Genomic DNA, 13,145 nt, shown 5'->3' with positions numbered 1-13,145 from the left:
CATGAACAACAATACGGATTATCATCCGCTTGCCGGGCGGACTGCACTGGTCACAGGTGCCGCCCGAGGCATTGGAGCAGCCATTGCTCAACGGCTCGCCAGTGAAGGTGCCCTTGTATATCTCGGCGACATCCTGGAAGGCGAAGGTGAAAAAACGGCCGCGCACCTGGACAGGACGGGCGTGTTCCAACCTCTCGATGTGACGTCTGAAGCACAGTGGGCCGCCATGATGGAGCGGATTGCCCGCGACGTCGGCCGCCTCGACATTCTCGTCAACAATGCCGGAATCTACGGGCCGGCCTCGCTGCAGGACGAGACGGCTGATGGCTTCCGACGCATGTTCGAGATCAACCAGTTTTCGATCTTCTGGGGTATGAAATGTGCCGTGCCCCTTATGTCGCTGGGCGGCTCCATCATCAATCTTTCATCGATTGGAGGCATGGTCGGCTACAAGGGCACATTTGCTTATGCCGGCGCGAAATGGGCCGTGCGCGGCATGACGAGGTCGGCAGCCCGCGAGCTCGCGCCCCTGAAAATCCGCGTCAACACCGTTTGCCCAGGCGTGATCGACACACCAATGTTCTATGAAAACGACCCCGCACAGCTGTCGCAGTTCCTGCAGTCCGTGCCGCTCGGCGCCCTGGGACTGCCGAAGGACATTGCATCCGCGGTCGCCTATCTGGCTTCGGACGAAGCGCGCTACATCACTGGTTCCGACATCCTCGTCGACGGCGGCATGCTCGCCTGAGCTTCCCCCCAGAGGACCTGACAGGTCCAATTCCTGTCGTATTGCGCTTTGAACTCTCTGTTTCAAGGGGCTTTTTGGACTGCAATACAACTGCCGCAACCGGAAGCAAAAGCCGGTGAGCCTCGACAGCTCACCGGTTCACGAAGCCAAGTTTCACGCCCGCAGGTCATCTGCCCGGCGTAAGCACGATCCGTTGTTCGGTCGCCTCATCCACACGCCCCTGCGAATACAGGAGCGGCACGAATTCGCCACGCGACCACTTTTCGGCGAGATCGCCATAATGTTTGGAGGAGGGATTTCCGGATTGGCCGGGTGCGTTGATGCAGAGACTGTTGTCCCACGCGCCGACATCGACGACGACTCGGACGGATGCGCCGAGCGTGACGCGGAAATCCGATATCCGGTACGACGCATTCATGGGGCTAGAATCGCTCCCGCCCTTCTCAAGGGGTCCAACGTCACCGTTCAGGCGCAACTTCTCCTTGTATATATTGCTCGTCGCATGAATGAAATGCGCCTGGTGCAAAGTCCCCCAACGCCAGCCGGAGGGAACAACGCCGAGCATATCGCGGCACTCCACCAAGGCCGTTTCGAGCGTGGAGGCGAGGAGCGCGTCGCGCGCTGCCACAGGGTCCGTTCCCAGTCGATGATCCGGCTTCTCCATTAGGGCGAGCACAGCCTCCGGATCTCCGGGTAGCAGGAGCGTCCGGACGGACGGGTTATCGGTGATCAGCCGGAACAGTCCGGGCCGCAGATGCTTGCTCCACCAGACTTCGAACAGGGCGGCACTGGCACTGTCGGCATCTAAACGGTGATTCCAACCTTCAAAAATAGCCTGGGCCTCGGCCACGCTGGCCGCCGTCGATGCGTCCAGCATTCTGAGAAGCCTAACCAGTCGACGTGCTGCAAGCGAAGTGCTGTCTGCCTGCAAGGCCCCGGAGGAGCGGATACTATGCCTGCTGTCACCGGACAGCACCTCCGATATGCGATCGGCACGCGAACGTTCCAGCCACTCGTATCCGATCTGCTTTTCGCTTTGATCCCATTCAGCCGGCAGATTGGGTTCGTTGGCGGTTGCAAGGAAGCCAGTCTCCGGGTTGCTGACGGCCGGCAGTTCAGCTGCCGCGAAATAGCCGTTCCACTCGTAGCGCCCGTCCCCGGGTACGGGCAAGAGGCCGTCCCAATTGGGCCGTACCGGGCTGAAGCCGGCGACGACCCAGCCGATCGTTCCGCCCTTATCGGCGTAGACCTGATTGGTCGCGGGCACGCCCCACCTTGCCATCGTGTCGCGAAAATCGGCAAAGCACTTTGTGCGCATCGAGGCGATCGACGCGAAATAGGGTGCTGTGCCCGGATCGAACCAGACCGACTTGATCGCATAGGCCCGGTTGAGCGATGCATCCTCATAAACCACCGGTCCATGACGGGTGAAACGCAACGTGAGCGCGGTCGAAGAGCCGTCCCTGAGCGCGATATGCTCCTGAAGCACCACCATTCGCTCCCAGTTGCCGCCATAGCGATAGAGATCCCGGTCTTCAGGCGAGATTTCGTAGACATAGACGTCTTCCTGGTCATGGCCGAAAAACAGCGTAAGGCCGAATGCGCTGTTGCCGTTGTGGCCAATACATATGCCCGGCAGGCAAGGTTCACCGGCGCCTATGACGTCGAATTCCGGGCAGGTCAGATGCACGAGATAACGCAATGAAGGAATAGCATGGGTGCGGTGCGGATCATTGGCCAGGATCGGTCGGCCGCTCTCGGTGCGGCTGCCATGGATAACCCAGTTGTTGGATCCTTGCGCTGACGCGTCTCGCACCACCTCGCCGGTCCCGGCAACCTTTCGCCACAAACCGGCCTCGTCCAGCTGTGCCGACAGCCGCTGCTCTTCGAAAGTGACAGCGGCGAGTGCAAGCTTGAACGTGTCAGTCACCTCCAGCGGGATTTCATCCAGTATTATGCCGTCCGCGACAAATGGATCCTTGGCGGGCACGAGCGCCTGGCGCAACTCATCTATGCCGGCGTCGGTGCGGCTCATGACATTGGCGCGGATTACCTCGGAAAGGGCGTTGCGCATGAGGGAATGGCTGCGGATGCGCACCACATCCTCGGCCTTCCACCGGGCGGGAGACGTACCGAAAAGAGAAAATTCCGGCGGCAGTTCAGCATCGCCCCTATCGATCAGATCAACATAGGCATTGATGCCTTGGACGAACGTGGTGGCGATTTCCTCTGCATCCTCGCAATAGGCATCCCATTCCGTCTGCATGTCGCCACGGTAGAGGAACAGGCGCGCGGCACGATCCTGTTCGAGATAGCCGGGGCCAAAATCGGCAGCCAACAGGCCAAGGCCGCGCTTGCGCCAGAGATCGATCTGCCAAAGCCTGTCGCGGGCGGCGTTGTATCCTTGCGCGAAAAACAGGTCACGTTTGTTTTTTGCACGGATGTGGGAGATGCCCCACTGGTCGATGTAAATGGACACGTCGTCCGCAAGACCGGAAAGAACTATCGCGTCTGGCGTCATCATTTCGTCCTGGCCTGCACGGCCGCCCGCTGAATTGGAAACGGGAGGTGCCGTGACCGGCACCTCCCTGTGAAGTTCTGGATCAGGATTCGGCAGTGTCTGCCGGCAGGGACGGTGTCTTGCCCTGCTTCCAGTGCCGTACATAGTCACCCATGCGGGTGAAGCTCACCCCTGGCTTGTCCTTCACGTAGTCGATGAACTGTTCGAGGACCAGCATTCGATGACCCCGGCCGATCGTCTGCGGATGCATCGTCGCGATGAAGACGCCTTCGCCGATCCGGTCGTAGAGGAAATCGAACTCGTCCTTCCACATCTGCAGGAGGTCACGCGGCGTAATCACGCCCTGGTTGGTGCTGGATTTGCCGACGACATATTCGAATTGCGGGAAATCGTCGAGGTGCCACGCCACCGGCATTTCCACGAGATCGACTGGCTTGCCGAAGACATAGGGGCCATCCTTGGTCCAGCTGTCGCCAACGCGGCACCAGTAGGGCTGGAAGTCGCTGCCCATCATGCTGCTTTCGTATTCGAAGCCGTGTTCGAGAAGCAGCGGCACGGTCTGCGGGCTGTTGTCCCAGGCAGGGGAACGATAGCCGGTCGGACGGATGCCGGCGACCTTGTCCAGCGCCTCGAAGCCCTTTTCGAGAATCCAGCGCTCCTTGTCGGCGGAGACCGAGGCCGGGTTTTCATGGACCCAGCCATGATGGCCGATTTCATGACCGGCTGCGGCGACCGCCTCTACCGTCTTCGGGAACGCATAGGCCGTATGCCCCGGAATGTAGAAGGTCGCGGGGATCTTCTCGGCTTCGAGCGAAGCCAGGATGCGGCGCACGCCGACCGGTCCGAACTCCCCGCGTGACAGCATGCTCGGCGAATTGGAATCGAAAGTGCCAATCCAAAGCGAATAGGCATCGAAGTCGAAGGTAAGGGCGATTCTGACGTCTTTCTTCATACTGCTGACTCTCTCTTTTCGTTGAACTGTTAGGTCCGCATCTTGCGGGCATAGATGTCGAGGGCGACAGCCGCGATTACGATGAGGCCCTTGGCGACGAGCTGGTAGTTCGTATTGATGGCGAGCGAATCGAAGACGTTGGTCAGCGTCGCGATGATCAGAAGGCCGACGGCCGTCCGCCACAGGGCCCCTTCCCCGCCGAGCAGCGAGGTTCCGCCGATGACGACGATGGCGATCGCATCGAGTGCCAGGCTACCGCCCATATCGGCCTGCCCAACGCCGAGGCGCGACGACAGAATCATACCGCCTACACCCGAGCAGATCGCCGTCAGCACATAGGTGCTGGCCCGGTAGAGATCGACGGGAATGCCCGATAGGCGGGCCGCTTCCTCATTGCCGCCCAGGGCATAAATCGACCGGCCGTAGACGCTCCTGGAGAGGATCGCGGCACCCACCGCGAACGTGATGAACAATATCCAGATGGAGATCGGCCAACCGAACCAGGAGCCCGTTCCCAGATCGCCGAAATTGAAATCGTTCGGCACCTGCGGGGCGGAGTTGGAATAGATGTAGGCGAGCCCGCCGAAAACCGAGCCGGAACCAAGCGTGGCGACGAAGGCATTAACCTTCAGCCGGGTCACGATCAGCCCGTTGATGATGCCACATATGGCACTGACGGTGACCACCGCCGCTGCAGCGCCCCAGAGGCCGAACACATCCGCGCGGTTTGCGAACACCACTGCGCCAAGCGCGAAGATCGCCGCAACGGACAGATCGAACCCACCGCCGATGATTACGAATGTCATGCCCACCGCCACGATGCCCACCGGAGCGGACTGGCTGAGGATGTTCTGGATGTTCTGAAGCTCGAACACGCGCGGATAGAGAAAGGCGCTGACGATGAGGAGCAGCAAGAATGCCCACAAGACACCGTATTGGAGCATCACATCCCGGCTGAAGAACCGCATTTCCTTGGGGGTGGTGCTGACGTTGATGGCAGAGTTCTGTGCGTTCATCTTAATGGACCCTGAAAGCGGCGTGCAGGATATCGCCGACTGCAACGGTTGACCGAGACTGATCGAGTTCGGCGACGGCCTGGCCCTCGGACATGACAACGATCCGGTCGCTGATCGCGATGACCTCCTCGAGGTCCGAGGAAACGACGATGATGCCGACCCCTTCATCTGCGAGGGCTCTGAGCGTGTTCATGATCTCGTCCTTGGCACCGATATCGATACCGCGCGTCGGCTCGTCCACAAGCAGGATGGAGGGAGAACAGAAACGCACTTTGCCCAGCAGCACTTTCTGCTGGTTGCCACCCGAAAGGTGCCGGACAATGGTTTCGAGGCGAGTTTCGGGGTAGCCGAATTCACGCGCGATCTTGCGGGACTTTTCCCGGATCATGGTGTTGGACAGGAAGCCCATGCGGGAGACCTGCTTCATGTCGGCCATGACAACATTGTCCATGGCGCGCATGCCAAGCACGAGGCCTTGCGCCTTGCGGTCTTCGGGCACCAGAGCGATGCCCGCACCCAGCGCCCGCCGCGGATCATTGGGCCAGGGACATGCCTCGCCGTTGATGACAAGCGTGCCGGTGCTGCGCGGCTCGAGACCAGCCAGAGCTCGCAGTAGGCTGGTCCGGCCAGAGCCGACGAGACCACCAATGCCGAGGATCTCACCGCGTTTCAGCGTGATGCTGACATTCTCGATCGCGCCCGGCACGGTGACCTTGTCGGCCTGCAACAGGAACGGCATGCCTGCAGGAACCGGCGGCCGCTCGACGCGACGGTTCTCTACCACGTCATGGCCGACCATGGCGCGGATAAGCGAAGGCTTGTCCCAGTCGGAACGGTCGCCGCTCGCTGAAAGCGATCCGTCGCGGAAAACCGTGACCGTATCGGATATGTCCAGCACTTCCTCAAGATTGTGGCTGACGAACATCATCGTCGTACCGTGATCCTTGAGCTGCCGCATGATCTTGAACAGCGCTTCGCGCTCGGGCGGGGCAAGCGACGTGGTCGGCTCGTCGAACAACAACAGCCGCGCCTCGGACTGGATGCCTCGCATGATCTCCAGCATCTGCTGGTCGGCAACCGAAAGCGTTCCGGCCAACACATCCGGACGGATGCGAACATCAAGTCTCTCACACAGCGTGTCAAAATCACGGCGCATCGACTTTTCATCGAGCATGCCAGACCGGGAGATCGGCTGGCCGAGGAAGACGTTCGCCACGGCAGACAGACGCGGAACAATCGTCAGTTCCTGATAGATCGCCGTGATGCCCAGACGCCGCGCCTGCCGCGGCTGGCCAAAGACGTGCGGCTGACCGAAGATGCTGACATTCCCGGCGCTGGGAACGACACGACCGGCGATTACCCCGAGAAAGGTGGATTTCCCTGCGCCGTTCTCACCAATCAGCGCATGGATACTACCGGCCTTGGCCTCCAGGCTTACGCCCTTGAGCGCCATGGTGCCACCATAGCGCATCTGGACGCCATCTGCGCGCAACGCAATGGGACTGGAGGCGCTTGGGCCAGCCGATGCCACTGCGCCGGCAGCGGTGTTCACGTCGAACATTAGACTCGCCCCGTAGCTCGCCGCGCCTGAATGATCAGTATTGCGGTTCATTGTTCTTGACGGTCTCCGCATCGATCTTGATCGACTTGGTGGGCGTAAATCGTGCAACCGGCGTGCCTGTCCATGCGTCTCCGAGCTGCTTCACGGCGAGATAGGTTTCGGTATAGGGCTCGATCGTCCGGGTGCTGGTGATCTGCCCGGCTGCGACCGCCTTGAAGGCCCAGTCATTGCCGCCGCTGTCATAGACCTTGAGCTTGTCGAGCAACCCCACCTGCCGGGCTGCCTGGACCGCGCCGCGCGTCATATCGGAATAGTTGGAAATGAAGATTGTGAGATCAGGATTGGCTTGGAAGAGCGGAAGGGTCTTCTGGTTTCCCTGCACCACAGAATAATCCGTGCGCACGACTGCAATGACCTTGAACTCAGGGTACTTTTCCTGGACATCCTTGAGGGCGAGATCGGTGTTGATCGTGTTGGAGTTCAGATCCGGACCGGTGACCACGGCAACCTGCTGCGGCCCCGGATTTTCCTCTGCAATGGACATGATCCAGTCGCGGAACGCCGTGCGGCCCTGCGAGCCACCGACAAAATTCAGCGTGCCCGGAGCCCAGAGCTCGTCACCCTCGTTGGTGCCGCGGTTGCAAAGGGGCTGATTGGTGACTGCAACGAGGACGCCGGCTGCCCGCGCTGTATCGGTCATGATGCCGCAGGCCTGGTTGCCGTCGTTCATTTCGGCAAGGACGGCATTGTACTGGCCGCCGGAAATGATGTTCTGCGCCTGGTTGAATTGGGTCGTCGGGCTCCAGTTCGGATCGAAAACGTCCAACGTGGCGCCGATTTCCTTTGCGGCATCCTGCGCTCCTTTGATCTGCGCCTGGAGATGGGTATTGTTGGTCGCAGCGATCATAAAGGCGATCTTGAGCGGCTCGCAGCCGCCCATCACCGACTTGCCGTCGCCGAGATCTATGGCATGCCGCTCGCAAGCGACCTGAGCTCGTGCCGGAACCACCGTCGTAACCGTCGAGGCCAAAAGAAGGCCAGCCGTGACCGGCAGGATGCTGCCGAGTGAGAACATTCTGATCATGCTGCGAACCCCTTTATTGTAACTGGCAGACACCAGATTTTTAATGGGGACATTATTCACAGGCTGAGAGGTTTCGACTTAACACTTCAGCACATTCTCAATCGGCAATGCCATCAGGTCGAAAAGCCGTATCCGTCTATCCCCGTTGACACGGCGCCATGCTCGATGACGCCCTCGACCATCTCATCCTTAAGGGTGACGCCGGTTTGCCCAATCTTGCGGGCCTGCTTCAGAAGCCAGGCGATCTTCGCCGCAGCCTGGGCATGGCTGAGGCCTCCATTGGCATGAATGTTGGAAATGCAGTTGCGGTCGGAATCCATTCGCCCGATAGCTGGCTTGCGGGTGATATAGACGCCAAGGCTGTCGGAAACGCTCAAACCCGGTCGCTCGCCGATCAGGACGACGCAAAATTCGGCCCCGAGACAGGCCCCGATCTCATCGCCAATCGCTACCCGTGCCTGGCTGGCAATGACCACCGGGCCGACGGACCAGCCTTCCAATCGCTCGACTGCTAATTTCAGAACGGGCGCCACATGTTGCTCGACCGCGCGCGCGGAAAGCCCGTCGGCGACCACGAAGACTACATCACAGCCGATCGCGGGAAGGTCGATCAGGCATTCAGCATGCAGCCGGCGACCCAGGTCGGGGCGCCTGAGATACGTGCCGCGATCCGGCGTCTGGCTACGGACGAGGCGGCTGGGTAGCGGCGCGACCGCTCGCGCGATGCCCGCCGCATCCAGCGGCTCATGAATGGCGTCCCGGGCCAGGGCATAAGCCTGCTGGAAATCGAGTACGCTCCTGGTGGGGGCGGTGCCGTCTGCTGTTGCAACGCCGACGCGCGATGGCGTCAGGGTACGGAGATTTCCGAAAAGATTGGCAGGAGTGCTCATGATGCGAGGCCCACCGCATCGACCATTCCCAGCATCCGGTCGCGCGGATAGTTCGGCAATGCCCGCCCGCCGGAGAGCCGGATCAAATCCATCTCCAGCAGCCACGTCTCAAACTCCGGCGCGGGGCGAACGCCAAGATTCTTTCTGAGAAAGGTGAGATCTTCGAAAGAGGCGCTTTGATAGCTCAGCATGACATCGTCGGAGCCCGGCACCGTGATGATGAAATTCACGCCGGCAACGGTCAAAAGCGTGATCAGGGTATCGATATCGTCCTGATCTGTCTCGGAATGGTTGGTGTAGCAGGCGTCGCAACCCATCGGCAAACCGAGCAGCTTGCCGCAGAACAAGTCCTCGAGACCGGCGCGAATGATCTGCTTTCCATCGTAGAGATATTCCGGCCCGATAAAACCCACGACCGTGTTGACCAGAAGGGGCTGGAAATGCCGTGCCACGGCATAGGCACGCGCCTCCATGGTCTGCTGGTCGACCCCATGATGCGCGTTGGCCGACAGGGCCGCACCTTGGCCGGTTTCGAAATACATCACGTCGTTGCCGACGGTGCCTCTTCCCAACGACAGGGCTGCCTCCTGGGCCTCCTTCAGAATAGACAGGCTGATGCCGAAGCCTTCATTGGCTGTCTGACTGCCGGCGACCGACTGGAAGACAAGATCGACAGGCGCCCCCATCTCGATCAAGCGTATCGTGTTGGTGACATGGGTCAGAACGCAGGACTGGGTCGGCATCCGATAGGCTTGGCGAAGCTCATCAAGCATTCCGATCAGCCGTGCGCTGTTTTGCATATTGTCCGTCGCCGGATTGATCCCGATGACGGCGTCACCAGCACCATTCAGCAATCCGTCAAGGATGGCGACAGCAATGCCTTTCAAATCGTCGGTCGGATGGTTTGGCTGCAGCCGCGTCCCAAGGCGGCCCTGGAGACCAAGCGTATTGCGAAAGGTCGAAATGACTGTGCACTTTCGGGAGACTGCAATCAGGTCCTGGTTGCGCATGAGCTTGGAGACAGCTGCAATCATTTCTGGCGTAAAGCCGCGCGCTCCCGCCTTGAGCGTATGAGCATCGGCCTCGAACGATAGCAACCAGTCGCGAAATCCCCCGACCGTCATTGTGGAGAAGGGAGCGAATGCCTCGGCGTCATGAGTGTCCGCAATGAGCCGCGTCACCTCGTCCGTCTCGTACGGAACAACGTTTTCGGCTAGAAAGCTTGCCAAAGGCAGGTCGGCCAGAGCATACCGCGCGGCCACGCGCTCAGTGTCGCTCTGCGCTGCAAGGCAAGCCAGTTCATCACCGGAGCGCCTCGGCGAGGCTGCTGCGAGCAGGGACGAGAGACCTGAAAACCTATAGCTCTGCCCGCCTGCCGATGCTCTGTAAGTCGCCATCTCGCCAATTCCAACTGTTGCACCGCACAATGATATCCCGCAACCGGCGCCGCCATTTGACAGTGCAGCACATTCCGTTTTGTCGCTGATTCAAGTAACGGACCTCGACGGATCGTGGTCTTAGGGTTTCCGCCTTCGAGAACGTAGTGCTGCCGCAGACGGGGCGTTGCAACATCCACTGGATACGGGGACTCGCGCGCGTGACGGCGTAGAAATGCAAGCGTTCAAGTAGGCAATTTGCCGATACTAATTATGGCGTCGACTAACTTCTCCCGCTGCGGATTCCTTGCGCCGCCCCGTCGCCAAAAAACGACATATTCATAGGTCGCCGGGGGATGAAAGGGCACAACTTTCAAGTTGAACAGTGCGCACTGTCGAGCGATGAATTCGTTCGCGATTGAAATTCCCAAACCTTCTGCCACATACCCAGCGACAAAACCGACAGCGTCGGTCCGAACTTTTATGACCGGGTCGCTTCCCTCGTAGAGCAATGCGTTCAATCCGGTTTGATGAGATGCGAACTCCCGTTCCAAAATTATCAGACGTTCCCCAGAGAGGTCATCGACGGTGACCTTGTCCTTGTCCGCCAATGGATGCTCTGGGGGAACGAGACAGACACTCTTGCTCATTGCAATTGTACGCCATTCAAAAAAGCGATCATCAAGGGGCAGCCGCGAAATCCCGATGTCGGCCTCCTGCGTTAATATGCTCTGTGCGATCTGATCGTACCCCTGAGCGCGGACATAGAAATCCAGCGAAGGTTCTGTTCGATCGAATTCCTTGATCAGCCTGGGAACAAGCGACAGGCAAACCAGATGAGGCGCCGCAATCGTCATACTGCCCCTCACGGTGCCGAAGGATCCAGTTATCTCCTTTTCTATTCGAATCAACGTTTCAAAATAGCGGTCGATCTTGTTGTAGATTTCAATCGCGCGCGTTGTGGGAATGAGGCCACGCCGATCCCTCACAAACAGCTTTTCGCCCACCATTTCCTCGAACAGCTTCAGCTGTTGGCTGACGGCCGATTGCGTGACCCGCAGAGCTTTTGCGGCACTGCGCGTCGAGCCACATCTTATGATCTCCCGAAACGCTCGGGCCCGCCTGAAGCCGAACCCGGCATCGTCATCCAATTCGTCCATCGTCTTCTCCGCAGCGAGCATCCAACTTCGGGATGCTGCTCAATGCCTATATTAGCCACCCTAATAGGGCAGCACGAAAACTTAATAAATTGACGGTCCCCACCGATTTTCTAATCCTTGGTTGGCAAGCAATTCGATGAGGTCATCGTCGGGACGCCGCAGGGGACATAGCGCCTCCTTTGACGCTCGAGGTGCTCGGCGATGTCGAGGAATGCCTCACAAAAGAAAAGGGGAACCCTGAATGAAATTTCCGACCTGTCTTCGATTCACAGGCATCCGTACAGTGGCTGCGGTGTTGGCACTTTTCACCGCGACCGCATTGCCGGCCGCAGCGCAGGAGCTGCGTGTTGCGACATCCTACAAGCTGATGACGCTCGATCCTCACTATTCGACATTGAACGAGAACAGCTCGCTGCTCTCACATATCTACGAGCGGCTCGTCTACCAGGACGAGCACTTGAATCTGCAGCCCGGTCTGGCCACCTCGTGGCGGCGCTTGTCGGACACCAGTTGGGAGTTCAAACTTCGGGAAAATGTGCGCTTCCACGACGGGTCGCCCTTCACCTCCGACGACGTCGTGTACACGATCGAGCGCATCCGCAATTTTCTCAAACCACCCAGCGGTGGCTTCCAAGCCTACACCAAGGGAATTGCCTCCGTCTCCGCTCCGGATCCCTTGACCGTCATCATCGACACAGATGGAAGTCAACCGACCCTGCCCCTGTCGCTTTCCGCGATCTTTATCATGCACCGCGACGCGAGTGGTTTTGCAACGACCGAGGCTCTCAATGCCGGTACCGCGCTTGTTGGCACCGGGCCTTACAAATTCAAAAGCTGGCGTTCCGGAGAGATTCTGGAGCTTACCAGAAACGAAGATTACTGGGGCGGTCGCCCGTCCTGGTCGGAAGTCAAATTTCGCATCGTCGAGAGCCCTGCGGCCCGCGTGGCAGCTCTCTCCACGGGAGACGTCGATATCGCGGATTTCCTGCCCGCGCGCGACGTCGAAGCCATCAAGCAGCGTGGCGCAAAGGTGGAGAGCGTGCCAGCCGCTCGGCTGAACTTCCTGCAGTTCGAGCTTGCCAAGGAAGCCGCACCGGGCGTTACCGACAAATCGGGAAATACCATCCCGAACCCGTTTCGCGATCAAAAAGTTCGACAGGCCCTTTCGATGGCGATCGACCGCGGGATTCTCGTGGAGAAGATCCTATCGGGCTTTGGCACGGCTGCGGCGCAGTTCTTCCCGAACGGGCTGGCGGGCACATCTTCCAACCTTACCGCACAACCGCCGCGTTACGATGAGGCGAAGGCGCTGTTGGCGGAGGTCGGCTTCCCCGACGGTTTCAAACTGGTCCTCAGCGGGCCGACGGGCCGCTATCCCGGTGATGGGGAGACATTGCAGGCTGTCGCGCAAAGTTGGGCGCGCATCGGGGTCAGCGTGCAGCCGGTCGCGGTCCCGTTCTCAGTGTTCAACACCAAGCGGGGAGCCGGTGAATATGGCGTCTGGTACGGGGGCTGTTCGGGCGAGTCGGTGGATGTGTGCCTGGAGGCGGTTCTGGCTTCACCCGATGCAGAAAGTGGAGCGGGAGCGCTGAACTACGGCCAGTACAGGAATACTGCGTTCGACGGGATGCTTAAGAAGGCGCGGGCCCTGGACGTCGGTCCCGCCCGCGACAAAGCCCTCGCCGACGTGACGGATTTCGTGATGAAGGATCAGCCGATCGCGCCGCTCTATCACTTCCACCACATTTTTGGATATGGCGAGCGGGTCGGCTCCTATGTCATGCATCCGCGCGGCTGGACCACAGCGATGCAAGCATCGCCGGCTGCGAAGTAAGAC

Annotated in this window: 10 protein-coding genes; 2 read left to right on the top strand and 8 right to left on the bottom strand. The window is 59.7% G+C overall.

Going from position 1 to position 13,145, the window contains the following annotated elements; translation table 11 throughout:
* Nucleotide 1: 1 nt before the first annotated feature.
* A complete protein-coding gene (locus tag WBQ96_RS00325) occupies nt 2-748 on the top strand; it encodes an SDR family NAD(P)-dependent oxidoreductase (RefSeq protein ID WP_165117712.1) in 747 nt (248 codons plus the stop codon).
* 166 nt (nt 749-914) lie between these two features.
* Here WBQ96_RS00325 and WBQ96_RS00320 read toward each other — a convergent pair whose 3' ends face one another.
* The 8 genes from WBQ96_RS00320 to WBQ96_RS00285 all read right to left on the bottom strand — a co-directional run bounded on the left by WBQ96_RS00320 (nt 915) and on the right by WBQ96_RS00285 (nt 11,308).
* Entirely contained in the window at nt 915-3,272 is a 2,358-nt protein-coding gene (locus WBQ96_RS00320; RefSeq protein WP_337035847.1) for a penicillin acylase family protein, read from the bottom strand.
* Between the two features lie 79 nt (nt 3,273-3,351).
* A complete protein-coding gene (locus WBQ96_RS00315) occupies nt 3,352-4,221 on the bottom strand; it encodes a polysaccharide deacetylase family protein (protein ID WP_165117716.1) in 870 nt (289 codons plus the stop codon).
* 29 nt (nt 4,222-4,250) lie between these two features.
* Nucleotides 4,251-5,237 carry an ABC transporter permease gene (locus tag WBQ96_RS00310; protein ID WP_336547182.1) on the bottom strand — a complete coding sequence of 329 codons (987 nt, stop codon included), beginning with the start codon at nt 5,235-5,237 and terminating at the stop codon, nt 4,251-4,253.
* Between the two features lies 1 nt (nt 5,238).
* Entirely contained in the window at nt 5,239-6,849 is a 1,611-nt protein-coding gene (locus WBQ96_RS00305) for a sugar ABC transporter ATP-binding protein (RefSeq protein ID WP_336547183.1), read from the bottom strand.
* Nucleotides 6,833-7,882 carry a sugar ABC transporter substrate-binding protein gene (locus WBQ96_RS00300; RefSeq protein WP_336547184.1) on the bottom strand — a complete coding sequence of 350 codons (1,050 nt, stop codon included), beginning with the start codon at nt 7,880-7,882 and terminating at the stop codon, nt 6,833-6,835. Before WBQ96_RS00300 ends, WBQ96_RS00305 begins: the two co-directional genes overlap by 17 nt.
* A gap of 113 nt (nt 7,883-7,995) precedes the next feature.
* A complete protein-coding gene (gene eutC, locus WBQ96_RS00295; RefSeq protein ID WP_336547185.1) occupies nt 7,996-8,772 on the bottom strand; it encodes an ethanolamine ammonia-lyase subunit EutC in 777 nt (258 codons plus the stop codon).
* The gene (locus WBQ96_RS00290) at nt 8,769-10,169 is read right to left on the bottom strand and encodes an ethanolamine ammonia-lyase subunit EutB (protein ID WP_336547186.1); all 1,401 of its coding nucleotides are present in this window, start codon (nt 10,167-10,169) and stop codon (nt 8,769-8,771) included. The genes eutC and WBQ96_RS00290 overlap by 4 nt, the downstream gene beginning before the upstream one ends.
* Before the next feature lie 224 nt (nt 10,170-10,393).
* Complete coding sequence (locus WBQ96_RS00285) at nt 10,394-11,308, bottom strand: LysR family transcriptional regulator (RefSeq protein ID WP_336547187.1); 915 nt, start codon at nt 11,306-11,308, stop codon at nt 10,394-10,396.
* 241 nt (nt 11,309-11,549) lie between these two features.
* Between WBQ96_RS00285 and WBQ96_RS00280 the strand changes: the two genes are divergently transcribed.
* The gene (locus WBQ96_RS00280; protein WP_336547188.1) at nt 11,550-13,142 is read left to right on the top strand and encodes an ABC transporter substrate-binding protein; all 1,593 of its coding nucleotides are present in this window, start codon (nt 11,550-11,552) and stop codon (nt 13,140-13,142) included.
* Nucleotides 13,143-13,145: the final 3 nt, after the last annotated feature.

Origin of the sequence: Mesorhizobium sp. CCNWLY176, assembly GCF_037153935.1 — a bacterium.
In the GTDB taxonomy this organism is placed as follows: domain Bacteria; phylum Pseudomonadota; class Alphaproteobacteria; order Rhizobiales; family Rhizobiaceae; genus Mesorhizobium_M; species Mesorhizobium_M zhangyense.
Note: the sequence above shows the minus strand (reverse complement) of the source record. Positions and strands in the feature narration are given on the sequence as shown.

Bases quoted from the DNA above. Each gene is read 5' to 3' on its own strand.
- WBQ96_RS00325 (WP_165117712.1), top strand. From the start codon at position 2: ATGAACAACAATACGGATTATCATCCGCTTGCCGGGCGGACTGCACTG.
- WBQ96_RS00320 (WP_337035847.1), bottom strand. From the start codon at position 3,272: ATGATGACGCCAGACGCGATAGTTCTTTCCGGTCTTGCGGACGACGTG.
- WBQ96_RS00315 (WP_165117716.1), bottom strand. From the start codon at position 4,221: ATGAAGAAAGACGTCAGAATCGCCCTTACCTTCGACTTCGATGCCTAT.
- WBQ96_RS00310 (WP_336547182.1), bottom strand. From the start codon at position 5,237: ATGAACGCACAGAACTCTGCCATCAACGTCAGCACCACCCCCAAGGAA.
- WBQ96_RS00305 (WP_336547183.1), bottom strand. From the start codon at position 6,849: ATGAACCGCAATACTGATCATTCAGGCGCGGCGAGCTACGGGGCGAGT.
- WBQ96_RS00300 (WP_336547184.1), bottom strand. From the start codon at position 7,882: ATGATCAGAATGTTCTCACTCGGCAGCATCCTGCCGGTCACGGCTGGC.
- eutC (WP_336547185.1), bottom strand. From the start codon at position 8,772: ATGAGCACTCCTGCCAATCTTTTCGGAAATCTCCGTACCCTGACGCCA.
- WBQ96_RS00290 (WP_336547186.1), bottom strand. From the start codon at position 10,169: ATGGCGACTTACAGAGCATCGGCAGGCGGGCAGAGCTATAGGTTTTCA.
- WBQ96_RS00285 (WP_336547187.1), bottom strand. From the start codon at position 11,308: ATGGACGAATTGGATGACGATGCCGGGTTCGGCTTCAGGCGGGCCCGA.
- WBQ96_RS00280 (WP_336547188.1), top strand. From the start codon at position 11,550: ATGAAATTTCCGACCTGTCTTCGATTCACAGGCATCCGTACAGTGGCT.